This window comes from Sphingobacterium sp. SYP-B4668 (assembly GCF_027627455.1).
Taxonomy (GTDB): Bacteria; Bacteroidota; Bacteroidia; order Sphingobacteriales; family Sphingobacteriaceae; genus Sphingobacterium.
On record NZ_CP115483.1, the window covers coordinates 3,414,340 to 3,440,840 of the forward strand.

15 protein-coding genes are annotated in these 26,501 nt (G+C 41.4%); 9 read left to right on the top strand and 6 right to left on the bottom strand.

Annotated features, from left to right (window positions below; genetic code table 11):
- Positions 1-66 precede the first annotated feature (66 nt).
- Positions 67-888: a hypothetical protein gene (locus OQ289_RS14130; protein ID WP_270087508.1), complete on the top strand. Its 822-nt coding sequence runs from the start codon at positions 67-69 to the stop codon at positions 886-888.
- A gap of 410 nt (positions 889-1,298) precedes the next feature.
- Here OQ289_RS14130 and OQ289_RS14135 read toward each other — a convergent pair whose 3' ends face one another.
- From OQ289_RS14135 to OQ289_RS14145, 3 genes are all read right to left on the bottom strand, one after another.
- Positions 1,299-2,435: an NAD(P)-binding domain-containing protein gene (locus OQ289_RS14135; protein WP_270087509.1), complete on the bottom strand. Its 1,137-nt coding sequence runs from the start codon at positions 2,433-2,435 to the stop codon at positions 1,299-1,301.
- 12 nt (positions 2,436-2,447) lie between these two features.
- The gene (locus tag OQ289_RS14140; RefSeq protein ID WP_270087510.1) at positions 2,448-3,398 is read right to left on the bottom strand and encodes an AraC family transcriptional regulator; all 951 of its coding nucleotides are present in this window, start codon (positions 3,396-3,398) and stop codon (positions 2,448-2,450) included.
- 779 nt (positions 3,399-4,177) lie between these two features.
- Positions 4,178-7,405: a sugar-binding domain-containing protein gene (locus tag OQ289_RS14145; protein WP_270087511.1), complete on the bottom strand. Its 3,228-nt coding sequence runs from the start codon at positions 7,403-7,405 to the stop codon at positions 4,178-4,180.
- Positions 7,406-7,668: 263 nt separating this feature from the next.
- Here OQ289_RS14145 and OQ289_RS14150 point away from each other — a divergent pair, with 263 nt between their 5' ends.
- The 5 genes from OQ289_RS14150 to OQ289_RS14170 all read left to right on the top strand — a co-directional run bounded on the left by OQ289_RS14150 (position 7,669) and on the right by OQ289_RS14170 (position 17,225).
- Complete coding sequence (locus OQ289_RS14150; RefSeq protein ID WP_270087512.1) at positions 7,669-9,000, top strand: amidohydrolase family protein; 1,332 nt, start codon at positions 7,669-7,671, stop codon at positions 8,998-9,000.
- 402 nt (positions 9,001-9,402) lie between these two features.
- On the top strand, positions 9,403-12,174 hold the full coding sequence (locus OQ289_RS14155; protein WP_270087513.1) for a TonB-dependent receptor: 2,772 nt from the start codon (positions 9,403-9,405) through the stop codon (positions 12,172-12,174).
- Positions 12,175-12,180: 6 nt separating this feature from the next.
- Positions 12,181-13,401 (top strand): DUF4876 domain-containing protein, encoded by a 1,221-nt coding sequence (locus tag OQ289_RS14160; RefSeq protein WP_270087514.1) that lies wholly within the window; start codon positions 12,181-12,183, stop codon positions 13,399-13,401.
- Positions 13,402-13,403: 2 nt separating this feature from the next.
- Positions 13,404-14,966 (top strand): DUF6850 family outer membrane beta-barrel protein, encoded by a 1,563-nt coding sequence (locus tag OQ289_RS14165; RefSeq protein WP_270087515.1) that lies wholly within the window; start codon positions 13,404-13,406, stop codon positions 14,964-14,966.
- A gap of 36 nt (positions 14,967-15,002) precedes the next feature.
- A complete protein-coding gene (locus tag OQ289_RS14170; RefSeq protein WP_270087516.1) occupies positions 15,003-17,225 on the top strand; it encodes a HEAT repeat domain-containing protein in 2,223 nt (740 codons plus the stop codon).
- A gap of 65 nt (positions 17,226-17,290) precedes the next feature.
- Here the strand turns inward: OQ289_RS14170 and OQ289_RS14175 are convergent, their stop codons facing one another.
- A complete protein-coding gene (locus tag OQ289_RS14175) occupies positions 17,291-17,911 on the bottom strand; it encodes a hypothetical protein (RefSeq protein WP_270087517.1) in 621 nt (206 codons plus the stop codon).
- Positions 17,912-18,133: 222 nt separating this feature from the next.
- On the opposite strand from OQ289_RS14175, the gene OQ289_RS14180 reads away from it, so the two are divergent.
- Positions 18,134-20,617 carry a S9 family peptidase gene (locus OQ289_RS14180; RefSeq protein ID WP_270087518.1) on the top strand — a complete coding sequence of 828 codons (2,484 nt, stop codon included), beginning with the start codon at positions 18,134-18,136 and terminating at the stop codon, positions 20,615-20,617.
- 69 nt (positions 20,618-20,686) lie between these two features.
- Here the strand turns inward: OQ289_RS14180 and OQ289_RS14185 are convergent, their stop codons facing one another.
- The gene (locus OQ289_RS14185; RefSeq protein WP_270087519.1) at positions 20,687-21,184 is read right to left on the bottom strand and encodes a thioredoxin family protein; all 498 of its coding nucleotides are present in this window, start codon (positions 21,182-21,184) and stop codon (positions 20,687-20,689) included.
- A gap of 285 nt (positions 21,185-21,469) precedes the next feature.
- On the opposite strand from OQ289_RS14185, the gene OQ289_RS14190 reads away from it, so the two are divergent.
- On the top strand, positions 21,470-24,160 hold the full coding sequence (locus OQ289_RS14190) for an outer membrane beta-barrel protein (protein WP_270087520.1): 2,691 nt from the start codon (positions 21,470-21,472) through the stop codon (positions 24,158-24,160).
- Positions 24,153-25,016 (top strand): GLPGLI family protein, encoded by an 864-nt coding sequence (locus OQ289_RS14195; RefSeq protein ID WP_270087521.1) that lies wholly within the window; start codon positions 24,153-24,155, stop codon positions 25,014-25,016. Before OQ289_RS14190 ends, OQ289_RS14195 begins: the two co-directional genes overlap by 8 nt.
- Positions 25,017-25,074: 58 nt before the next feature.
- Here OQ289_RS14195 and OQ289_RS14200 read toward each other — a convergent pair whose 3' ends face one another.
- Positions 25,075-26,493 carry a Gfo/Idh/MocA family oxidoreductase gene (locus OQ289_RS14200; RefSeq protein WP_270087522.1) on the bottom strand — a complete coding sequence of 473 codons (1,419 nt, stop codon included), beginning with the start codon at positions 26,491-26,493 and terminating at the stop codon, positions 25,075-25,077.
- Positions 26,494-26,501: the final 8 nt, after the last annotated feature.

Genomic DNA, 26,501 nt, shown 5'->3' on the forward strand with positions numbered 1-26,501 from the left:
ATTCTTTTCGTTAAACCAAATGGCTATCTTACGGTCATATAGAGAGCTAATTTTAATTTTCAGACTATGCATAAAATTCCTATTATTCTCATATTAGGGCTTTTTTTACAGAGCCTTTCAAGTCCAGAGGCATTCGCTTCGTCCCAAACCTCTGAAATAAATATAGCAGATACGTTGAGTAATGAAATGAAAGATTTCGTCTTGAAATCAAATCTTCTCAATGGTTTAGATAAGAATAGATTGACCTTTGACGCTGACAGCCGCGGCAATGTAATTATCAAGGACCCATTTGGAAGAAAAGCAACCGTGACAAAAGAGCACTCCGGTGATTACGTTATCGACGACGACAGTGGGACCCGAACAACTGTACGCAAGGATTTTTTTGGTGATTATACCATTTCAGACAACAAAGGCAGCCGCACTACCGTAAGTAAGGATTTTTCAGGTGACTATACCATTTCGGACAATAAAGGAAACCGTACTACCGTAAGTAAGGATTTTTCAGGTGACTATACCATTTCGGACAATAAAGGCAATCGCACTATCGTAAGTAAGGATTTTTCAGGTGACTATACCATCTCGGACAATAAAGGCAACCGCAGCACCGTACGTAAGGATTTTTCAGGCGATCAGACTATCTCAGACAACAAAGGCAACCGTACCACCGTAAGCAAGGATTTTTCGGGTGACTATATCATCTCGGACAACAAAGGCAACCGTACCACCGTAAGCAAGGATTTTTCGGGTGACTATACCATCTCGGACAACAAAGGCAACCGAGCATCTATTAAAAAAGATATATTCGGAAATATTACCATCGATGACCCTAAAGGTGTTTTAAATGCTGTCAAGTATAATATTATCGAGACCCTATTTAGCAAAGACTAAATAGGGATGAAAGCGTACACGACAACCGTACACTCCTACAGCTATGGTCAATCGTACCGCCGTTCTCTTTTGGTCGATAGTGCACTATTCCCCTCCTCAGTCGCCATTGCATCTGGTCAACACTTTATAATACAGGAATTTTCATTTCACAATTCAAACCTAAGGAATTGATAATCAAACACAAATATCACCAATCAAGCACGCGAATAGTGCCCCTCACCCCATCTGTTTCCAATCAACTTCGGAACAACTTCGCCCTTCCATCAATCTGTACACAAGATGGCTTCGAATTTTTACCGCTGTGATAGCTTTAAAATTCGAAGCCAATTCGATAAAAACTACCTGAAAGGCAGAAGAAAGGTAGAAGTTAGAGCGAAGAAAGCTAAACGTTAAAGAGAAGAAAGGGGGATTTACAACAGATGAAGGAATTCGATCAGCTCCTTTGCAGCAGCACGTCCGGCACGATTAGCTCCGATAGTGGACGCTGAGGGGCCATATCCTGTAAGATGTATGCGAGGATCTTGTGCCACCTGAGTGGCTAATTTTCCAGACATTTCAATACCATTCTTATCATTCATCAACTTTAAAGGTGCTAGATGATCCAACGAATGACGAAAGCCAGTATTCCAGAAAATAACATCCGCGTCCAATGTGGTTCCATCTGCCCAGCGTACACCGGTTTCAGTAATCTCCTCAAACATAGGTTTTCGTTCCAAAACGCCTTTATCCAACATATCTGCTATCGCTGGGGTGATAGGCAATCCCGTAACCGATACCACCGAATCTGGCGGCAACCCTTCTCGTACTCTTTTTTCGACCAACGCGACTGCTTCACGGCCCAAATCCGGGTTAAACTCATAAGTCCGAAAATCAGGAGGTCTACGGGTCACCCAAGTGGTCTGCGTGACTTTAGATATTTCTCCCAATAACTGCACGGCGGAAATTCCTCCTCCGACAATTATGACGTGCTTGCCTTCAAATTCTTCCGCAGACTTATACTCCCCTGTATGCAATTGACGGCCTTGGAATTTTTCCCATCCCGGATATTTGGGGCAATAAGGTGTTTTCCACGTCCCAGTTGCATTGATCAACCCACGGGCACTGAATTGCACCCCATTGGTTCGAATAATAAACCGCCCGTTACGTTCACTGACTTCACGTACCCGAATAGGGCGGATAACAGGGAGTCCAAAGGTTCTTTCATACGCTTCATAGTATTTTGGAAGGGCAATGTTAGCTTGGAGTTTCTTATCAGTTGTATTCACGACATCAGAAAATCCCATTCCTGGCAAATCGTTAATACCGTTTACAGTGCTCAAGGTCAATGAATCCCATCGGTGTTGCCAAGCTCCACCAGGCCCGAATTCATCATCTAAGACCACAAATCCCTTTCCCGGTTGGATACCGTTTTTTTGTAGATAGTAGGCAGCTGACAAGCCGGCTTGCCCCGCACCAATAACTACGACATCTACTTTATAAAAAATGTCAAGATGAGGTGTACTCCCTTTAGAAGAGTCGTCACCTTCCATGTCTTTCTCAGGGTTCATAGCAATAATCTTTTAAACAAAATGTTCATCCAACTTAAACCTGTTTCGATAGTGAGAAGGGGATATCCCCATATGATCCTTAAACAATCTAGAAAAATAGTATTGGTCTTCAAATCCAAGGTCGCAAGATATCTGGGAGATTCTATTTTCTGAAAATTGTAGCATATGGCAAGCCTTTTGTATTTTCAAATGGTTAAGATACTCAATGGGTGAGTAACCTGTGCGTGCTTTAAAAAGTTTTGAAAAATGAGAGATAGAGAGGTTACTGTTATGGGCTATATCTTGCAAGCTTACTTTGCTGCTGAAATTCGATTTGAGATACAGAATGGAATTGTTGATGATGTCCTCTTTTGCATCGACGTTCCAATTACTAGAAACCTCTCGATGCAGATAGCCACTGAGGTAGTAAGGTAATGTCAGGGCGATACACTCCATAATCTCCCGCCCGTAACCTTTTAACAGTAAAGCATACATCTTCTCAAAAACAGCTCTCATCTCTTCACCAAAAACCAATGAGTTGCGATTGGTCAGCATATTCTTAAAAATCCCGTTGACAATATCAAGGACCTGCATTCCGCCAAAATGAATCCAATAAATGGTCCAGGGGTCATGTGTATCCGCTTGGTACGTATGTGGAGTATGAGCTGGAATGACGACGTAATTATTAGCCTGAATACGGTAGAAGCTCTTTCCAATCCACACCTCCCCCTTTCCGTCTACACAATGGATGAGAATATGCTCTGCACATCCCGTTTCTCGTTGGCGATAGTGATTTTTGGCCTTTGGATAGTAGCCAATATCGCTGATATAGAAATTACCCGAAATTTTAGCGATACTATTCTGCTTCACCACTATTGGTGGCACCACGAGACACAACTCGCCATCAAAACCAACTTTCTTATTTTTAAGTTCCTTCACAGCAAAATAATAAAGAATATAATCCATTCCTACGGAACATATCATGCTTAATTCAAGTTAAAGGCATCTTATCTACATCCCCTCGAAATATTTTAAAGCATATAGCCAAAGGTAAAAAATAATTGCCAAAAATGCATTCCCCCAGTACAGTTGAACATATGATGGTGGTAAGCTATTGGCCATAAACGGATGCCAAAACATTGCCCAGCTAGTGCACGCGTGCCGCGTGTACTACTAACAAACAACGACTAAACACCAAAGAATGCAAAGGAAAGAGAAGCCGACCTTTGCCGTCTTTCGCGTTCACTTAATCGATTTGATATTCCAAAAAACGCATAGTAGTTTGGCCCAAACTGCTAGTAGTTTGGCTCAAACACATAGCAGTTTACGACAAACGCACAACGCTTTTTCATCAAGTCATAGCACTTTTTAGATAAGTCATAGCAGTTTGCAATAAACGCATAGCACTTGTTCATAAAGTCTTGGCACTTGTTCGATATCTATACCCTGTTTGGTTCAACTTACTAGGAGTTTATGACAAACTACTTACAGTTTTTCACCACTATCGGCTCATAAAGGTCATTGCAACAGCGTTATAATCTCCACTTTCGATGACTCGCTATCCAGGCCTCTACCAAATTCCGTTGGAAGAACCAGGCGATTTTATACTACTTTATTAATGTTGACCAATAGGATGACAGGCAATCGGTATTTACAATAAGTAGGATTCAAGAAGTGAAGCACCAATGGATTTAAATCTGATATACATACAAAAAAAGCCCCTGAGAAACAGGGGCTATATATAAAAATCAATAGTTTCTCTATTATTCGACATCTTCAACAAGCGCCAACTTGGATATCATCACGTTAGGCCCCTTGCTTACCTTGGCACGAAGTTTCAAAACCCCATCATTAGAATCTTCACGCATAACGTGTAGCTTTATCCAGGCACCTTCCTTATCATGCTTTCCAATGGTGTAATCTCGGCCTTCGAAGGTAATATCTCCTTCTCGACCATTGCTATTCCAATCATGGAAAAATACATATAAAGATCCAATCATCCCTTGAGGCACCTTAAATTGTACATCCACCTGTTTGCCTTGCCATGCGGAAGAGACTTCGTCCTTCCACACACCATCACACATCACCTGGTATGTGGTACCTTTCTTAGCTTCGGCACGATCCATCTCCAGTTGCCAATCGATATTTTGATTGGTGGCTTTTAACATTTTACCAGCCTCGACGTACAACAATGCTTTGGCAAATTCAGCAGGGATAACACTTTTTAGCGGCTCAATATAAATCAGCATTTTTTTAAGGGAATCTAAGCTGTGCTCATATTCGGGACTAAACCGATTGGACTGCATATAGTGTAACAAACTCGACTTAAGCTGTTGCGCCACGGGATTGTGAACATCACTAAGGTCAAATCCGCTCACCAATAGCCTACCCTCCCCCACCTTCAATTCAAATATCGATGCTAATTTATTATTGCGATGAAAATCATCTATAGGCTGGGCCAGGGGTCTATACGCAGCCGGAAAATCATTGATATAAAACCCTTTGGCATTTTTATAGATGGACTGCCATTGCCAGTCACTATGGAACTCTGTAGGGAAGTCCATAAAAGCAGCATGCTTATCATTAACCAACATGCCAATTGTATTCTTACCCTGTCCAGGGAAAAATGTCAAAGACCAATATAAAGGGTAGTAATTAATGAGGTCGGAGGTTGTTGCATTACCTAGAGCTGAGGCTTGCAATAAGACCTTCCCCCCCTTTGCTAGCACTTGCTGTGCCTGTGTGTCGAAACGATCGGTTATATAAATATCGCCATCAGTCGTCTTAACATCTGGGTAGACCCAAATATCCCAACTGTTGCTATTTGCACGGGTCTCCAATCCCACCTCTACAGTCAACTTAGTCGCTTTTTTAATACTCGATAAAGCCGTTTGGATATTTCCAATGATATCTGCACTTCCAGTGGCAAATGTACGTGTGGCAAATCTACCGCCATCTACCAGACGTCCTTCTTGATCCTTAAGTTTCCAATAAACAGCATCTTGAATGCTTGTAGTACCATAATGAGCTATTTGAATCTTGGCTTGAAAAGCTTCATCGGATTTCCACACATACTTTGGTATCCGTAACAGCATAACGGTTGTATCATGATGCGTCCTAAACTTTTCGGGAGTAGTAATGCCTTTGCTATCATAAAATACGTCCAACCATCCAATCAAAGCCTCACCTTGTCCTTGATAATCCTGCATACTGAGTAATTGAATTCCTGCACAAGAAGGCGTACGCAGAAAAGATTCTATTTCATACTTGTACATGATCTGATTAAGCGCCCCTGAGGCCGCAACAAAAGCAGCATTTTGCTCTACAATCTTATTCTTCCGAGCTGTCTCCATAAACTCTTCAAAATTACGAGCTTTGAGTACTCCTGTATATTTCTTTATTTCGTCCCATTTGGGGTATACGGGCCACTGCCCTATTTCATGTGCTATTACAGGGATGTTGGACTGACGGTATACCGATTCAAAATCCCAATCGGTATGAGCGCCCTTAATGCCTCTAGTAGCACCAACCTTATCTAAATTGTGCGTGGCTACAAATTGATCCATATCGGTAACCCTTCGCGCAGAGGAGACCGAGTAAAGGCGTCTATTATCTTTTTCCTGATAGGGCTTGAGCCAAGATTCCATGGTATCAAAATCTGAATTACCGAGTTCGTTACCAATGGACATAGTTGTAAAAGCAGGATGATTACCGTATGTGGCAAACATTCTATGAATCTCCTTCTTTACAAAGGCATCTGCTGATGGATTATGACCTAGTCCCTGAGGCCTACCTTGGGTGTTCATCTCTTCACGACCTGGATTGTCAACAGCCATCCACCAGTCCAACCAAATGACTTCGGGTTGCATATAGATCCCTAAACGATTAGCTGCCTGAAAGGCCGCCTCTGGCGGACACCAAGAATGGAAACGTACGTGATTCAATCCATACGTTTTATAAATTCTAAAAATCCGTTCCCACTCTTCGACATCAGTAGCCGGGTATCCAGTAATCGGAAAATGCACACAATCTAAATTTCCTCTAAAAAATACAGGCTTACCGTTCACCCATATTTTTGATTTAGATGCAGTCACCTCTCTGAAACCTACTTCTATCTTTTTGGTATCTACAACGCGGCCATCCTGAGCGACTATCTGCATATCTAGCACATAAAGGTTTGGATGGACATCGTCCCAAAGCTTGACATCAGCTGGCATATTGTCTTGCATATTCAAAACTGTCCGTTCACCATCGAGTCTTAGCTGTTTGCTAGCACTGAAGACCTTATCTTTTGTCTTAAAATCGTAGAGATCATAGTGTATAGAGACATTTACCGTCTTTTTACCCTCATTGATCAACGTATCTACTATTTGAAGTGAGGTCGGTGAGATCTTAGTATACACCTGTGGATTGTCTAATCGAATATCATGTTTGGCAATAAGTTCCACTTTACCTACGATTCCATTCCAAATGCTCTGTGTATACTCGGTATACAGATGACCTTTATCTCCAATATTGTGAATCATATCATTATTGACCCGAATTGTTAACCTGTGTTTCCCAACAGAGAGATGTCCAAGATCATGCATATGACTGGAACCCAAAGCGTCGTAGGTCGACATTTCCTGTTCGTCAACATAGACTTTCGACTCCCACATCACTCGCTCTAGATGTAGAAAAATACGTTTACCCTTCCAATCAGCAGGAATGGTAATATCCGTTTGATACCAAGCTGGCCCATAATATTTATAGGTACGCGTCAAGATTCCAAAATCCGGCCCTACAGTCTGGTCTCCATATTGAGCTTGATCTGTCGTTCCTGGAATCGCGATGCCATTGAATAAGTTTTGACGATACCATTGTTCAGAGATGCCTACATTTTTTTCATCCAATCCAAATCTCCACATACCATCAAGTCGATGATGCTGTTGAGCAGACAAGAAAGCAGTGTCGAAGGCTAAGACCAGTAAAAAAACTAAAAAGTGCTTCATATTACTTTATTAATGTTGACCAATAGGATTACATCCAATCGCTATTTACAAAAGTAGGATTCAAGGAGTGAAGCACCAATGGATTTAAATCTGATATACATGCAGAATCTTATGATTACGGAATCTCTGCTGGATAGTCGGTCAAAGGAAAAATCTTAGCAGCGATTACTTTTTTATAAAATTTACAAGTATTAAGATAATTTAAGCAGCAATGGAATCGCATAATCCCCTACATTTGTCATCATCACTTTTATAGAAATCACATGGATCAAGGATCGCTTTCCCGTAAACATTTTATCCGCAATTCATCACTTGCGCTAGCAGGTCTGATGGCTGGCGGACATACTGCGGCCACTGCAGCCACTATTGTCGCACCCGTCGACCAAACTAAAGAAAGAAATTTTATGTTAAAGAATGTCAGACTGGAGACCGGTTTTGAATATGATGGCGAGGAAATCATCGGTACACAAACAGCATTATTCAGTATCGAGATTAGTAATGGTAAGATTAAAGCTATCTTACCCAACACTCCACAATCCGATGCTAAAGATGCTAAAGGGCTGCTGATGTTACCAGCTTTCAGCGATATGCATATCCACTTGGACAAGACCTATTACGGAGGGCCTTGGAAAGCGACTAGAAGACGTAGCGGTGGAGTAAAAGGTATGATTGCGCTTGAACAGCAGATTCTACCGGAACTCTTAAAAACATCGACCCATCGTGCCGAGAAACTGATTGAACTCCTACAGTCAAACGGTTCCAGCTTTGCACGTAGCCACGTCAATATAGACCCCACCTCCAAATTGGACTCGTTGGTCAATCTTCAAAAGGCTTTGGAAAATAAGAAAGACTCCTTTACAGCAGAGCTAGTGGCATTTCCACAACACGGAATCTACTACACCAAATCTGAAAGTCTAATGAAGGAAGCTGCTACGATGGATATCGATTTTATCGGGGGCGTAGATCCTTACTCGCTAGATGGTCAAATCGAAAAAGCGACGGATTTCATCGTTAAACTGGCATTGGATAATCAAAAAGGGATAGACATACATCTTCACGAAAGTGGCGAATCAGGATTGAAAACGGTAGAGTACCTCATTGATAAAGTCAATGAAAACCCGTCGTTAAAAGGAAAGACATTTCTCAGTCACTGCTTTGTACTAGGTCGATTAGAAAAGGCGCAGCAAGAGAAAATCGCAGAGAAGCTTGCTGAAGCTCAAGTTGGAATCGTCTCCACCGTTCCATTCGGAAGCCTCATCATGCCGATTCCAACGCTTCACAAATACGGCGTCAATGTACAGGTAGGGAATGACAGCATCATTGACCATTGGAATACATTTGGCTCGGGAAGTGTACTACAAAAAGCCAATGTAGCTGCTCAACTGTACGGCTACTCCACAGAGTTCGATCTGTCGAGGGCATTGAAATTAGCGACACGCAATGTATTGCCTCTCGATGACCAAGGTAAACAACAGTGGCCCAGAACGGGTGATGACGCGACATTCGTACTCATCGATGCGAGCTGCTCAGCTGAGGCGGTATCCCGTATATCGTCAGTAAAATCACTTGTGCATCAAGGTCAGCTAGTGTACTAGCCACTCGCAACATACTTCTCACACTATAAATATGGCAGGCTTACCTAAGCTGCTATCCCATCGATAATCGGTACGTCAATTGGATAGCAGTGACCGTAAGCCTGCTCCCGTATTCCACATTTCAGACACTCAAATCAAGCAAACTTTTGATATACAACCATATACAGGATAGCAAAAAATCTCCTGTATGCCTGTCATATCGAAAAACACGGAACTGGAGCTAACCAAACGTCAAAAAGCTTGCTTCAGGATAAAGTCAGGGAAATGTAAAGGCATCCAATAAAATAAAATCATTCTATTTAGACTTCTTCTAAATAGAATGATTTGCTTACCTTTGTCGGAAAATCACCCGGAATCTGCACCAACATGCACAACATTACCTTATCCTGAAATACCAGCACAATGAAAAAATCTTTACTTTTCTTTGCGCTTTTATCTTTGCAAACTACCGTCATTCACGAGGTACAAGCGCAGCAAACGCTGTCCTCTCAAGCGAAGATAACGACGCAAAAGCCCAACCTTACCGGAACCGTCAGACACGACACGGATCAAACTCCCCTATTGGGTGCCACCGTTCGCGTAGTGGAACTAGGCCTATTCACCAAAACCGATGCCTCTGGTAAATTCAATTTTTCCAAAATTCCTAATGGCACCTATACCATTACGGTACAATACCTAGGAATGTTGGAAGAAGAGCAAAAAATCACACTTCCCAGTGTCGATCTTCAATTTCTATTGAAAGAGAATAGCATTACGCTAAAAGATGTGGTGGTTATCGCCAAAGAACAGCGAAAAGATGGAGCAACTTCTACGATAATATTCCGAAAAGCCATAGAACATATGCAAGCTACTCATTTAGGGGAAGTCTTGCAGCTATTGCCCGGAGCAATCGTATCCAATCCAAATTTTACCAATCCCAATAAAACGAGCATCAGACAATACACGGGGGAGTATGCATCCCCAGGAGACAACATGAGCTCGATGGGCACATCTATTCTCGTCAATGGTGCCCCCCAATCCAACAACGCTAATTTACAAGCGATGAATACGGTCACATCGGGTGTATTGGCCGGTTTTTCCACGGCAAGTGGTATGGGTACGGATATGCGGCAGCTATCGGCTGATAATATTGAATCAGTAGAGGTAATACGCGGGATTCCATCTGTTGAATATGGAGACTTAACCTCAGGCGCTGTATTGGTCAGTACAAAAGCTGGGATCGAACCCTTACAAGTCAAAGCGAGATTGAATCCAAAATTAACACAATTTTGGGCTGGGCAAGGATTTGATCTAGGGGAGACGAAAGGCAACCTATTTGTAGATTTAGACTTCACAAAAGCTTATGACAAACAGATTACAGCCTATTCGGCCTATGAGCGGATGACTGGATCTATGCAATATACGAATACATTCGGCAAAGCGTTGCCCTTGTATTCCAACACGACTTTCTCCTTTGGGATGAATTTGGATGACAACAAAATTGATCCAGACTATCAAGCTGAGCAAATAATCAACAAAGCCCAAAATTATTCGTACCAATTGTCCACAAATGGTAAATGGAAATTAAACAAACAATTCGCTCGTAATCTTAACTATACATTGTCTGCCAATTACAGTTTACAAAAGGGATATCAGCAAAGATTAACAACTTTAAATGTATCAGCAAACAGCAGCGCAACCGAGGATGTAACCCAACAGGTACCCTATCTTCCATCCACCTTTCTCAATCAGTTATGGATTGAAGGCCAACCGCTCAACATTTTCGCCAAACTCTCGGATGACTTCTACCTGAAAACGGGTGAGGGTACGCATCGCATTCTAATTGGAGCAGACTATCGATTAGATGCTAATTTTGGAGCGGGAAGAACGGTTGACCCCAATAACCCCTATAGGACTGCGGATCCTTTTGGCTTTAGACCTCGATCATATCGAGATATTCCTTCCTTAAATCAGCTAGGCTTATATATAGAGGATCGCTATACTACACAACTCTTCGATCGGGAACTACACGTACAGGCTGGACTAAGATGGGACCAGATACAACCTTTTGGGACATTGTCACAATCGGTATTGGCCCCGCGAATCAACGCTTCGTATGACATCATAAAAGACTTGTCTATTCGGGCTGGATATGGTATCACGGCTAAATCTCCTACTCTACTTTATCTTTATCCAGATAGGGCATATTATGATGCCTTCAGTCTGAATCACTATAAAGAAAATCCCATTGAGGCTATGGCAATCATCAGTACTAGAGTGTTCGAAACAGCTAATCCTGATTTAAAAATTGCACAAACATCGAAAAAGGAAATAGGAATAGACTATACAATAGGCAAAAGACGATTTTCTGTTGTAGGATATTATGAACAAACCAAGAATGGCTATGAGATGAACACAAATCTCAATAGTGTAAAATTTTTCAACATCCCTACGTACTCGGTTATCGAATCGCCAGTAGGCCAACCGCCAGTGCTGAGCCCAACTGTAGGTGAGAGCCTCTTGGTCTCAACATTCAACTCTCCAAGTAATGATCGAAATATTCTAAATAAAGGAATCGAGTTTGACTTTGACTTTGGACGATTCGACAATATCAGGACATCATTTGTCCTCAATGGCGCCTACCTCTCTACCAAGCTCATGACGCAATCACCTTATATACTCTTGCAACATGCGGCTAATACCCCCCTCACCCGAATCGGAGTATTTGAAGCCAGAGGAATGCAACAAGAGCGATTTGTCACCACCCTAAGGGCAATACACAATATTCCAGAATTCCGATTTATCATCACCGCTACTGCCCAGACGATATGGAAAGATCAACATAAGTACGTTAACTATTCAAGCATACCTGTAGGTTATATTCCTGTGGGAGCTGCTGGCAGCACACCTCAGATTACCTATTTTACAGAAGCCGAACGTCAGAATATTACAGAAGCAGACCGGGACATCTATCTCAGCCTGAATGACGGTTATTACAAGACAGAAAGCTGGAAACCACTTTGGCTTTTCAATCTGAAAATGACAAAGGAGTTTGCCAACAATATGGGGTTTTCATTTTATGCAAACAACGTTTTCAACCATCGTCCACTCGAAGCAGGCACACGCTATCCACAGGAGTACGCAAAGCGTAATATCAGCATGTTCTACGGCACAGAAATAACCCTTAAATTCTAATCAGACATGAAATACATTTCCATAAAAAATACATCTGTACTGTTCTTAAGTGGGCTCTTGTTTATATTAACGGCCTGTCGCAAGGACTATTATGACTATACTACGCTAGACTATAACTTCACGGTATATTACCCCGAACACTATAGCAAACAACTTGCAAACGGTGTCAAGGTAATACTCAAAAATACAATAACTGGTGCAAGTAGAGAATACGAATCGGATAGTGAGGGGCATATCAGTGTCTCAGCGATCACCCCTGGTGTATATACAGTGATGGCATCCAAAACAGTCAGCGCCACGGAAGCCGAAGGGCTGGTCGGTATCTCGGCTGAAATCTTCTGTAATGGAAACATCCCTAAACTACTTATTACCGAATCCGCTACGAGTACAATCTCATTGACGGGAAGTGTGGCAGGTGGATTTGTCATCAAAGAGTTCTACTACACAGGTTCAAAAACACCTGGGGGGACTAACTATCTATACGATGGATTCATAGAAATATATAACAACAGTACAGGCTTGCAATATGCGGACAGTTTGGTAGTAGGCAGTACGAAGACTTCAGCCAATTCGGTATATGGATTCTATCCGGACAAAAACTATGTCTACCTCAATCAAGCATGGATGATACCCGGTACAGGGCAGGATTATCCTGTACAACCTGGAGAGTCCATCGTGATTGCCATCACAGCCCTCAACCATAAAAGCGACCCCAATGGCAATCCCAATTCGCCCGCGGATTTAGGGAAGGGAATCGCTGATTTTGAAACTTATTTTAACCCGACAGGCACCAATATACGCGATACCGACAATCCCGAGGTGCCAAATATGCATCATCAGTATTACAGCAGCCCTGCAGGATTTGATTGGAACATTGGTATCAATGGGGCTGGACTAGTTGTCTTTAAGGATTCCAATGTCTCGGCATTCCCCACGATGACGGAACCCAATGTAAGTAGTACCACAAGATATCTTCAGGTACCTGTAGATGCCGTACTTGACGCTGTAGATTGTGTAGGTAATTCCACTATTACCATCGATAAGAAACGGCTACCTGAAACCGTGGATGCTGGACTTACCTATGTAGGTGTAGCCAATTCGGGGAGATCGGTAGTCCGTAAGGTAAAAAGTATGATTGGACAACGGGCAGTGTTAATGGACACCAACAATTCATCTGTAGATTTTGAAGTCAACAATAATCCAACCCCTAGAAAAATAACGAAGTAGACATGAAAAAGAATTTATTAGCAGGCATTTATTTAATATTGGGGCTTGGTCATGTTGCTTCGGCACAAACAACACCAACGTATGAATATTTCAAAATAAAGGAGTCCTTGATTAAAAGTCGAAATTCAGCTCTCTTAGGCTATACTACGCTTCCTTTGGAAGGAGAAAGTCAACTGGGCGCTTACTACCAAGGGGGTGATTTAAGATCGCCTTACGACGCAAAATCTACACAAGGAATTAATTTTTCGACTTCTCGCTATCAACGATTGAATGATTGGACATTTTTTGGAAGTTTTAACTTTCAAACGAACAAAGATAGTGAAGTGGGTCTTACTGCTCATACCAATCCCTATCGCGACAATCCGTATCAATTGATTGACTCGCTATCTGCAGATTGGAAGAAGCAACGATATGCTTTACAGTTGCAGATTGCTACACCGGCTTTTGCAAACGACCGGATGAATGCAGGCTTAAATATACGGTACAACATGTTGACAGGTGCTCGTCAGAAAGATCCAAGGCCACTTGACAATTCCAGCAATCTAGATTTATCACCCAGCATCACGTATAAAATTGATAATCAAAATATACTAGGATTAACAGGACATTATGCTTTTTATAAAGAGGATCTCAATATTGAAACAGTCGGAACAAGCCGCCAATTCAATCTCTATCGCTTATTGGGAGCAGGTGAATATCAGAATAGCGCTCCCTATATCTTAACCTCGGGATACCTCCGGAGCAATGAAGGTCACGCTTTTGGAGGCGCGATAGATTATGTACGTCGCAGCGAAACAAAACAGTGGACCGTAAACTTCGATTACCGTAAAGGTCATGAAGATGTGATCGATGGATCGATTTACATACAACAAGCTGGAAGACATAATTTCGCACAATATCAAGCTGCTTCGTATTTGGACTGGAAAAGAAGTAATCTCGCGCACCAAATTGGGTTGAAATGGATGCTAAAGGATATGGACAATCGAGAATATCATCAGGTGCAAAATCCGGATAGCAAACAATATGAAACCGTGTATTCAAGTATTATGAGCACTATGCTACGGACTCATACTACCCTCTCGTACTTACTCAGTAGGAAAAAAAGCAAGGGTCATATCGATTGGTGGCTAAATGCTGCTGCTACATACCACAGTCTGGACAACAGATACGCCAATCCGAAGAACAAGCAGATTATTGACAAGATAAACATAGTTATCAGCTATGATAAAAATTATGTGCTGCAACAAAAACAAGGATGGTCATTCCAAGTCAAGTCGGCATTTGATTTTCTAGTGGACGATGACTTTCTCTATGTAGATAAGGCCTATTCCACGAACTTTGTAGCCAACGAGGTGTTTGTTCCCATGCATGATTACAACAGCGTCAATACTTGGACCAACGCCGCTCACATCAAATACAACCTAAAGCCATTTGGAAAAAAGGGGAATCAGGTTTATTTAAAAGCCTCTGGGTCAATCAGCCACGCAATGAAGGATAGTGGTATCATTCAAAAAGGCGACAACCGTTACTTTACACAGCTGTCCATTGGAATTAATACATTTTAACCCTACAACTTAAACATATACGTGAACAAAGATATTATGAATAACATTAAGATAAAAAAGGCCATCTTTCTACTGAGTTCTCTAGCAACGGTTGCCTACAGCTATGGTCAAGAAATCATCCGTCCTTCTGTGAAATCAAAGACGAGCTTTGCCATTGTTGTAGATAGCAGGACCTTTGAGAATGCTCGTCCGGAAATCATGGCTTATCGTCAATCTGTCGAAAATGACGGACTAGGCACGTACATCCTATCGCATAACTGGGAAAAACCAGAGCAGGTCCGTGAACAGTTGCAAAAGCTACATACAGGCAATCAACCGATCGAAGGCACTGTGCTCGTGGGTGAGATTCCAATCGTCATGATCAGAGATGCACAGTATCTAACATCTGCCTTTAAAATGAATCAAAAAATCAGATGGGACAAATCATCCGTACCCTCCGATCGCTACTATGATGATTTTGACCTGCAATTGGATTTTCTCAAACAAGATACAGCAATCGGGCGTACCCACTATTTTTATTATAGCCTGAACGGTGCATCTCCACAATACATCGAAATGGACATCTATTCGGCACGTATAAAACCTCCTGTGGAAAATGGTGAAAATGCTACGGAGAAGATTAAGTCCTACCTTCGGAAACTTGTCACCCTTCGGCAGGAAACGAATCCACTCAGTGATATGGTTGCTTCAACTGGACACGGGTACAATTCCAACTCGATAAATTCTTTCTCAGGAGATGTACTCGCCCTCAAATCTCAATTTCCATCGCTCTATCGGCCTGGTAACTCCATCAAATTTTTGAACTTCAGAAATTCTGAGTTTATGAAATTCAATCTACTCCGCGAATTAAAACGAGAAGGATTGGATTTTGCCTTTATGACAGGACATGGAACTCCCACCCTTCAACTCATCAATGGCTATCCGTTGGCTTCTAATCCACAACCTTCAATGGAGAATGTTGGACGATATTTACGCTCCAAGATTAGGTCCGCGCAAGAAGATGGTAGAGATGTTGAAAAAGTAAAAGAGGGATTCAAAACATCTTTGGGCGTATCGGACAAATGGATGGCCGACGCTTTTGAGAAAGCGGTTATTGACTCGGATTCTATCTTCAATGACAATCTCGATGTTCAAATATGGGATATCAAGGACGCAAATATACAAGCTAGATTGGTCTATCTGAATTCTTGCCTGACGGGTTCCTTTCATCTCGACAATTATTTAGCAGGATATTATCCTTTTTCGAACAATCAAAATATTGCTGCCATTGCCAATAGTATAGGTGTATTACAGGATTTATGGCCTGCTGAGCTGATGGGTACCCTCCAACATGGGATGCGATTGGGCAATTGGTTTAAGCATATCGCTTATTTAGAGACTCATGTACTTGGGGACCCAACTTTTCACTTTACGAGTAAAAGAAGTCAAGAGCTAAATGATGCAATCAGCGCAGGCGCGAAGGTGTCTTATTGGAAAAAAATGCGCCAAGAAAATGATGCGGACTTGCAAGCGCTTGCGCTCGTTTATTTACAAAAACTGTTACCCGAAACAGAGATGTCCAAAATCCTAAAGGAGACCTATTTCAACTCTACTTTCGAAACGACTCGCATGCAAGCCTTTTCACTACTTCGTAAATTTGAAAATGAGCAGTATTTTGAAGTCTTGCACGCAGCACGGAATGATTCCTATGAATTCATCAGACGGATGGCAGTGTATGATTTGGGAGAATTTGGAGGAGATGATTTTGCAAAAGATTTGATAGCGTTCTATGTGAGTGACCCTCATTCGGAACGTATAAATTATCGATTGAGAACAAATATGACTTTTTTTAATCCAGAGCTGCTAAAAAGTGAAATTGAAACGCAAGTCCGCCAGAATAAAAGCATCTACAACGCAGACGCGCTCAGTGACCAATTACTGAAGGATATTGACTACAACAAGAGCAAGGTCGATAAAATGAAAATTAATATCCTTGATAAAGAGCTGCCAGAGAAAGAGCGTCTTGCTGAAATCACCACATTGAGACTCTATCGCTATCATCGTCTAGTCCCCGCTGTACTAGCAGTAATAGCCGATGAAGCTGAATCAGAAACTATCAGAATTACAGCATTAGAAGCGATGAGCTGGTTTCCACTCTCCTACCAACGGGAAGCTATATTCAACACATGTGATGAACTCTTAAAAGATGACAAGGTACCAGCTGCTATTAAAAGCCAGGCACTAAAAACAAAACATGTCATGAAAAAAGAGCAAAAATAACCGTAAACAATAAGAGCGGCCTAGTAGGCCGCTCTTATTGTTTTTTTCAAAAGGAGATGGAAATCCTAGTGCCCATGGGAATGCCCCATATCAGCAGGATTGATCATAATATGTGCTTTATAACTTCCCTCGTCCATCAGCCATGGCATCCCTGGCACAGTGGGTTTACTAGCCATTCCCAAATCAGCAGCTTTGGCAAAAGGGACATACAAGACATAGCGACGTTTAGCATCGGCCATCTCGCCCGTTTCCTGATTGAGCTTTTCCAAAGATCCCCAGTACCCGTATAACATCGTTGGATGCTGAGGAATATTTAATTTACCTGCTTTAAATTCTTCTTCACGTATAGCATCTCTTTCTCTACGCTTACCTTGTGCAATAAGCTCTCTGCCCCTAGCCATAAAGGGTTCTAAGCTTTTTGGATATGCGTAAGCGTATAATAAAGGAAGTTTATAATCTGGAGCCAAACAGATATAATCATTTGTTCCCTCCCTCAAAATGACAAATTTGCCTTCGCTATCATAACCATATACTTTAGCACCTTCCCTAAATTCTGTAGGAGCGGCCTGCATGGCTATTTTGATTTGAATGTCTGCTGGCAATACTTCTCTTTTAGCTTTTTGCTGCGCTATTACTTGACTGGCGGCACTAGTAACCAATAATAACAGGATGATGAGTTTCTTCATTTTAATTGTGAAATTTATATAGATTCCTTCTAAACAAAGATAGTGTTTTTAGGTATAAACCTCAGCACAATCCATCCTATATTTACACCCCTATACATGATATGATTTTATTCTGGGAACGTAGATGGGTGTTGTACCATCAAAAATATTACATTGCAAATACGCTCGCTCCGTCTATAATTTTCGATATTTTAGCAAACCCATTTAATCATTAACACTAGCATGCAAAAAATATTACTTTTACTAACAATTGGTCTATTTACCCAAGTCTTTGCACAAGAAAAAAAACAAGAGATAAAGGCGAATTATCAACTGGCATCCAAATTTTCGCCAAAGAAATTACAGAATATGATTTTTTCTACTTCGGTCGTTCCGAATTGGATTAACTACTCCGAAAGATTCTGGTATGAATACAGTACCTCATCTGGAAAAAAATGGTACTTGGTCAATCCACAGACCAAGAGCAAGCAATTGCTCTTTGAAAATGCAGATATGGCATCTCAAATTACAAAAATTGTCAAAAATCCTTTTGATGCGGAGCATTTAGAAATTGTCGGGCTCAAGTTTACAGACGACGAAAAACGCATACGCTTTGAAGTCAATAGTACACGTGATACCGTAAAAAGTAAAGCGGAGATCAAGAAACTCAAAAACAAAACAGATACGATCAAGAAAAAGGTATTTTATTTAGAGTATGATCTTGCATCCAAAAAATTACTGGAGATTCCAGATAGTTTGAAAGAAAAACCAAAACCCTCATGGGCGTCATTTTCCCCTGACACCAGCCGTATCTTCTTCGCGAAGAACTATAACTTGTATTGGATGGACAAAGCCAATTATGAGAAAGCTGTTAAAGATGAAAAGGACAGTACGATAGTGGAACATCAAGTCACGAAAGACGGTGTACAATATTATGCTTGGGGAGGAGACGAATACAGCACCACGACGGGAGATCAAAAAGAGGAAAAGGAAAATGAGAAACGAAAATCAGTCTGGATAAGTTGGTCCCCAAATGGGACACATTTTGCGATGACCCGAAAAGATAACAGGCATTTAAATCCGCTCTGGGTCATCAACAACGTAGCTGATAAAAGACCCACGTTGGAAACCTACAAATACCTCATGCCAGGCGAAACTGATTCAACAGAAGCTGAGCTATATATCTTCAATGCTCAGGCACTTACCGCTAAGCGTATAGACATCGCAGCCTTCAAAAATCAAACGATAGGTGTATACACCAAAAGTAGAGATAAAGCCAGCTACATGGGCAAACATTATATCAACTATTGGTTGGGTGACAACAATACATTCTATTTGACTCGTTCCAGCAGAGATTTAAAACGAATTGATCTTGTTAGCATCTATATCACTGGTCAAGTACGGACACTTCTGGAAGAACGTTCAAACGTATATCAGGATATCAAAAAACCCTATTTTGTAAAAAACGGCAGTCAATTTATCCATTGGTCGCAACGAGATGGATGGGGACATTTTTATCTTTACAACAAGGATGGCAGCTTAGTTCGTCAACTGACCAAAGGCGAATTCAACTGTGAGGATATCACAGGATATGATGCACAGAGTGGTCAATTTACCTTCACGGCCAACGGCAGGGAGAAGGCAGAAGATCCTTACTATCTTCACCACTACTCCTTATCCATCAATGGTGGTGAGCCAACTTTGCTAAACAAAGGAAACTATGACCACCAAGTGGAGACAAGTGAAAATGGCAAATACTTTGTTAATAATTCCTCTCGTGTAAATACGACCCCTACCTCCGATCTTTACAATGCGAGTGGACAGTTGATCATGAAATTGGAAACCGCTGATTTAAGTCAATTGATGGCGGCAGGATACAAGTTTCCAGAACCGTTTTCGGTAAAAGCAGGTGATGGTATCACCGATTTATATGGTGTGATGTATAAGCCTTTTGATTTTGATTCTACACGTACCTACCCCATCATCGAGTATGTGTATCCTGGCCCTCAAACGGAGGCCGTGAATAAAGCATTTGGCAGAAGTATGGACCGTATTGATCGTCTCGCTCAAATGGGATTTATCGTCATCACTGTAGGAAACAGAGGGGGACATCCGGCACGGTCCAAATGGTACCACACCTATGGATACGGCAATCTTAGAGACTATGGTCTAGAGGATAAAAAGGTCGCGGCCGAACAATTGGCCTCCAAATATGCATTCATAGATATCGATCGAGTGGGGATCACAGGTCACTCGGGGGGTGGATTCATGTCTACAGCAGCGCTATTGGTATACCCCGATTTCTTTAAAGTGGCGGTGTCCGGTGCGGGCAACCATGAAAACAACATCTACAACCGCTGGTGGAGCGAACGCCATCATGGGATTCAAGAAAAGATAAGTAGCAAGGGAGACACTACATTTGCCTATCAAATAGAAAAGAATACTGAATTGGCTAAAAACCTAAAAGGAAAATTGCTGATTGCTACTGGCGACATCGACAACAACGTGCATCCAGCTAATTCCATACGAATGGTAGAAGCACTAATCAAAGCTAACAAGCGTTTTGATTTTTTACTCCTTCCAGGACAACGCCATGGGTTTGGAAATATGACCGAATATTTTTTCTGGAAAATGGCGGATTATTTTGCAGAAAATCTGTTACATGACTCGAAAACAAATGACGTGGATCTCCTCGAAATACAACGGGAAATCCCGCTTAAGCGCTAAGCAAAGTTTGTGCAAACAAATCAAACAAGCCCATCTCTTCCTTAGAGATGGGCTTGTTACATATAGGTGTTACAACCACGAGTTGAACAAATCAAGTACCTTTTTCTCGTCATAGCCTTTTCCAGATTCAAGGCTACCGCTGTCATGTACGGAAATAACCTTCCCTTTGCTATCCAATGCAATAAAAAAAGGATAGCCTAGTTTTCCGCCCTCAGGAGCAAATTTATGGAAAACCTCTTCATTCTTATTTTCCTTGGAATAATTCAGGTGGTAATACAAAAAATTGTCATCAAGTAGCTTCTTGACTGCAGCGGTGTGTTGGATATAGTGGTTAAACCGCAAACACCAAATACACCAATTGCCTCCAGCCTGGATGATCAGCTTTTTATTCTCCTTTTGGGCTTTCAACAGTAGACTGTCTATATCCTGCTGTGCATTTGCCTCTGGACTATACGGTTGCTCAAACGTTTCCTTTTCTAAACTTTGCTTTTCCTGTGCCCAAAGCATAACACTTGGCAAGAATAATCCCCATAAAAGTAGTCCTGTTTTTATCGTTTTGGTCATCATACTCCTTTTCAAAAATCTAAACATCCAAATTTATCAATTTCGCCCCACAATTCTTTATTTTGGACGTCACTTTAACAACAGGATGACACATACTGTGTAAATGTTTAAAATAGAAAGCATTACCTTAAATAATCCAATATAAGTAGCGCACACGCGATGTGACAGTTTCAAAAAAAACACATTAATTAGACGAAGTGTAAATTAACGTTAAATTAACAGCAACATTTGCATTACATATATCGCTAGCTGATATTTAGTTGTACTTTAGAGCGATCATTTATATCCATGAAAAGTTTTTTTGTCTTCATACTACTACTACTATCAAACTATGCTTACAGCCAAGTCGCTGTGAGTGGAAAGGTCCTAGACAAAGGCGAGACCAAACCGTTGCTAAATGCTTCGGTAGTCCTGCTTCACATGCCGGACTCCATTTTAAAATCCTATGGTCGAACCGATGAAAACGGCCAGTTTAAATTGGAAAAAGTGGATGCTGGACAATACATGGTATTGGTGACGTACCCCAAATTTGAGCTGTATTCACAAAAAATAGAAGTGACCGAAAGTCCTCTTAAATTGGCGGATATCAATATCAATTCGCAAGCTAATTTACTTGAAGAAGTAGTTATTACACAGAAACTTCCTATTCGAATTAAAGGGGACACTATTGAATACAATGCCGCTAGCTTTGAAACTGAAAAAAATGCCAAACTTGAGGATCTGCTGAGAAGACTACCAGGTCTAAGTGTTTCGGCAGATGGTGCAATAACTGCACACGGCAAAAGCGTTTCGAAAGTCTTGATTGAAGGCGAAGAATTCTTTGGTTACGACCCCAAGATAGCCATTCGAAATGTGCGGGCCGACGCGGTAGACAAAGTCCAAGTATATGACCGCAAATCTGAGGAAGCCGAATTGACAGGTATAGATGATGGTGTCCGCATCAAAACTGTCAATGTAGTCTTGAAGGAGGAGGCACGCAAAGGCGTTTTCGGAAATGCACAGGCGAGTATAGGTACGCGTCAGCTTTTCGATGCCGGAATATTTGCTGCTAAATTCAATAAAAGTGAACGTTTGGGCGTAACGGCTAATTGGAACAACATGGGCACTGGTGGTGGTAACCACATCCGAATGAATAACCAAATAAATGGAAATCCAGAATACAAAAGCATTGGTGCCAATTATGAAAACAACTTATTCAAAAGCAAGCTGAGGATCAATTCGAACTACAACTTGAATAACAATAGCAACGCCAATGAATCCGAGAGCTATAGCACAAGGATCCTTCCTCCAAAGAAGGATGAATCGGCTGAAATCACACAAGAGACAGAACGCTCCTCTCAAAATACTTCGGATAATACAAATCACTCATTTCGTTCGGAATTTAGATACAAAGTGGACTCTATCCAAAACCTGACCCTACAATTAAATGCAGGCAAATCATCAGGACATAATTCCAGCAGCTCGCAGAGTTCAACTTTTCAAAATTCGGCGACGATCAATGATTTTGAAGAAAAGACAAGTTCCTCATCGGACAACCAGAATATGGATGCGCGTATCGATTATAGAAGAAGGTTGAACAATAAAGGACGTAGCCTCAATATACAGTTCAACAATCAATTTGGCAATCGAGAATCCATGTCTCACGTTAACTCCACAACCAATACTTATACTGTAGAGAATGGAAAAACCACAAAAGAAATTGACCAGCAAAGGCAAAACGAAAACAATGACAATCGATTTGGAGGACAGATTAACCTCAGCGATCGCTTCTTCGAGAAGATAAATGTAACGCTTGGCTACAATTTTAACAACAGCAGTAGTAAAGATCTGGTTAATGCTTACAACCTTTCTGCAACGGACGATTTTTCAGTATTGGATACGCTGTACTCAAAAAATGAAAGGAACTCTACGACGAATCATGGAGCAAACGTAAGCCTAGGCTTTTGGAGCGAAAAATTTAACATCAATGTGTCTACTCGAGTTACGAATAGTGAGCAACGTATTCAGGATTCCTATCGAGATATTGATTTAAATAGAAATTTTTGGAACAACAACACGAATATGAACGTGAACTACAAGTTGTCCAATAGCAGAAACATATCTGCAAATTATCAAAACAGCTCTACTATACCAAGCATTGGACAATTACAGCCCTACCAACCTGCTACCAACCCGTTGTTCCAACAAGAGGGAAATCCAAACTTAAAAAGGGCAAGCAATAACAATATGAATATCAACTATAACTCCTTCTCGCTGTTGAAGGCAACTGCTATCAACGCGAATATGAGTGTAGGAATGACCAGCAATCCCATCGTTAACAAAAGTGTGATTGACAGTGTGGGAAAAACAACTTCCACCTTTGTCAATATCGATGACAAGACAAACCTCAATCTCCAAGGTTATGCCTCGATTACCCGTCCATTGTTCAATAATGTCGTCCAATTTGGTCCTTATCTCAACTTAGGATACAACAACAGCTATAATTACTTAAACGGCGAATTCAATGAATCCAAGAGCTTCAATGGATTTGCCGGAATCAACGCTAATAAACAGACATCTACTATAGTGGACTTCAACTTTTCGGCTGGTATGGGATTTCGTGACGAGCGGACTTTACTAAATCAAAAACTGAATAGTACCAGTATCAACTTCAACGCCAATACAGACCTCAAATATTATTTACCCTACAAAATAGCACTCTCTCAAGTTGTCAATTACTCGTACACGGGTAAAACCAAACTGTATTCTAAGGCAATACAACAATTTTACATGAATCTTGAAGTATCAAAAAAATTATTGAAAAGTGAGAGCCTATTGTTAAGTGTAAAAGCATTTGATATCTTCAAAACCTTTAATAACACCAATCGATCATTTGGGGATTCGAATTTTTCAGAAAGTAGGAATCAGGTACTCACCCAATATTTAATGGTCGGCTTAAATTGGGATTTTAATAAAAACTTAGGAAAGAAAAATGATTAGGATACTCATCATACTTAGCGCTGTATTACTGCAAATAGAGGCTGTCGTAGCGCAGCATGCCTACTTCCCTACCCAAGGTACCATCTACTTTGAAAAGGTCACCTACACCAAGGCCCGAATGAAAGAGATGATGAACAAGATGGGCAATCAAAACGATAGAGGAATGCGATACGACATGTCGGGCCATATGTCGGAGATGCCAGAGAGCGTAACCACAAATTTTGTGATGCAATTCGACCAACAGCAGACACTCATGCTTTCGGAGGAAGCCAGTGGTACTGGTTCTACCCAAATGAGAGGTAGAGGTCAAGGAGGACGAGGAGGAGGTCGAAGTGGAAATATGCAGATGGCCGCTCCAATAGTATCCAGAGGTGGCAGAGGTGCCGGACAAAAGACGTTTTATCAAAATTTAAAATCAAAAGAAACATCCATCCAAGTAGAATTAGATGAAAAATACATTTTAAAAGATAGTTTGCAACAAGTGACTTGGCGATTTACCGATGAGTACCGAAATATAGCTGGATATGATTGCAGACGGGTAAACGGAGCAACAACAGACTCGTTATATTTAATTGCATTTTACACTGACCAGATACCTGTAGATGGAGGACCTGTACTGACGGGCGGCCTTCCGGGGATGATTTTGGGACTGGTCATTCCCGAAATGCATATCAATTATTGGGCAACCAAAGTAGACTTTACGAATACGCCGATTACAACTAGTTGGAAAGATAAGAAGGCTAAGGAAATCACGATGACCAATTTTTTCGATTTACTTTCGAAAAGTGTATTCTCAAGGGGAAGGGCGAATAGCCAACAGAGTCGTCGCTCGATTATGGAAAACCTGATATACTAATTAAAATTGATATTCTGACCTCAATAATAGAGTTGAGGTCAGAATATCAATGGACTATCTATACAACATAATACTGCTCCCACCCTTTGCGTGGTGGAGGTCCCATTAACATTGCATTCGCAAATTTATCATTGGTGACCTCTTTCTTGATTGGGTCAAACGTTATCTTGTTGTTCATCTTCTGCGTCATCACACCCAAGCAGAACACTTGGCTTAAAGGGCCCGCTATTTCAAAAGAAGACCGTGTCTTTTCTTGGCCTTTGCAAGCTTTAAGAAAGTTCGCAAAGTGGTTGGAAGGTGAAGCTTGTACCTGTGGCAAGCGGCCCGCTATATCCTTAGCTTTTGATTCTGGAATAATCTGTAATGTACTACCGTGAGATCCTCCTTTGAATGTTAAGTCTTTCGAATAAATAATCTTTCCGGGATTCAATTTAACCGGCTGCAGGGCCCCGTTACTTGGGGGTGGAATATTAGGATCTAATCCAGAAACACCATAACCTTCCGGAATTGGAGGTAGATTGTCCAATCCGTCATACCAGTTGATATCTATAGCAGGCATCCCCTTGCGTTTAGGAAAATGAAATTTCAATGTCGAAGACATTGGAAAGAAAAAGGAATTGTGACCGTCCAATTTAACAGCTTCAACGGATGTAGGAAGTCCCATATCTAGGAATTCGTGAGCGGTATCCAACAAATGTGCTCCCCAGTCTCCCAATGCCCCCATTCCAAAATCAAACCAACAGCGCCACTGCCCGTTGACAAAATCTTTATTGTAATCATGTCCCATCGTCTGCATCTGCCAAAGATCCCAGTCCAACGTTTCAGGTGTATGCTCAGGGAGTGGAAAAGCCTTGATATTGGTATCCCAGCCGTGCCATCTGCGAGGCATATTCATGTGCGCATCGATGCGGGTTACATTCTTGATGATACCTGCATCTTTCCAAGCTTTGAATTGAAAATAATTAGCCTCCGAATGTCCTTGATTTCCCATTTGGGTGACTACCTTATTCTGCTTCTTCGCCTTTTGCATCATCAGCTCTACTTCCCAGAAGGTATGGGCCATGGGCTTTTCAACATAGACGTGTTTTCCTAAATCCAATGCCATCATCGTGATGGCAAAGTGTGCAAAATCAGGTGTACCTACTGATACCGCGTCAATTTGACTACCCATCTTATCAAACATCTGTCTGAAATCCGTGAAGCGTGGTACATCTGGAAATTCTTTCAGTATACCTAATGTATGGGGTGCGCCCATATCCACATCGCATAGGGCGACAATATTGCACAAACCTGTTTTGTAAAGATCTCTAATAATATCAGCAGCTCGATTGCCAACTCCGACACAGGCCAAATTGACTCGTTCATTGGGTTTAGCCAATACAACATGCCCCAACAGGCTATTGGCGACAACGACAGCGCCTCCTGCTACAGCAGATTTTTTAAGGAAACTTCTTCTCGATATATAATGATTCATCATAATAAATT

Coding starts and splice junctions, on each gene's coding strand:
- OQ289_RS14170 (WP_270087516.1), top strand. CDS start 15,003: ATGAATAACATTAAGATAAAAAAGGCCATCTTTCTACTGAGTTCTCTA.
- OQ289_RS14200 (WP_270087522.1), bottom strand. CDS start 26,493: ATGATGAATCATTATATATCGAGAAGAAGTTTCCTTAAAAAATCTGCT.
- OQ289_RS14165 (WP_270087515.1), top strand. CDS start 13,404: ATGAAAAAGAATTTATTAGCAGGCATTTATTTAATATTGGGGCTTGGT.
- OQ289_RS14185 (WP_270087519.1), bottom strand. CDS start 21,184: ATGATGACCAAAACGATAAAAACAGGACTACTTTTATGGGGATTATTC.
- OQ289_RS14150 (WP_270087512.1), top strand. CDS start 7,669: ATGGATCAAGGATCGCTTTCCCGTAAACATTTTATCCGCAATTCATCA.
- OQ289_RS14155 (WP_270087513.1), top strand. CDS start 9,403: ATGAAAAAATCTTTACTTTTCTTTGCGCTTTTATCTTTGCAAACTACC.
- OQ289_RS14145 (WP_270087511.1), bottom strand. CDS start 7,405: ATGAAGCACTTTTTAGTTTTTTTACTGGTCTTAGCCTTCGACACTGCT.
- OQ289_RS14180 (WP_270087518.1), top strand. CDS start 18,134: ATGCAAAAAATATTACTTTTACTAACAATTGGTCTATTTACCCAAGTC.
- OQ289_RS14195 (WP_270087521.1), top strand. CDS start 24,153: ATGATTAGGATACTCATCATACTTAGCGCTGTATTACTGCAAATAGAG.
- OQ289_RS14160 (WP_270087514.1), top strand. CDS start 12,181: ATGAAATACATTTCCATAAAAAATACATCTGTACTGTTCTTAAGTGGG.
- OQ289_RS14135 (WP_270087509.1), bottom strand. CDS start 2,435: ATGAACCCTGAGAAAGACATGGAAGGTGACGACTCTTCTAAAGGGAGT.
- OQ289_RS14140 (WP_270087510.1), bottom strand. CDS start 3,398: ATGATATGTTCCGTAGGAATGGATTATATTCTTTATTATTTTGCTGTG.
- OQ289_RS14190 (WP_270087520.1), top strand. CDS start 21,470: ATGAAAAGTTTTTTTGTCTTCATACTACTACTACTATCAAACTATGCT.
- OQ289_RS14175 (WP_270087517.1), bottom strand. CDS start 17,911: ATGAAGAAACTCATCATCCTGTTATTATTGGTTACTAGTGCCGCCAGT.
- OQ289_RS14130 (WP_270087508.1), top strand. CDS start 67: ATGCATAAAATTCCTATTATTCTCATATTAGGGCTTTTTTTACAGAGC.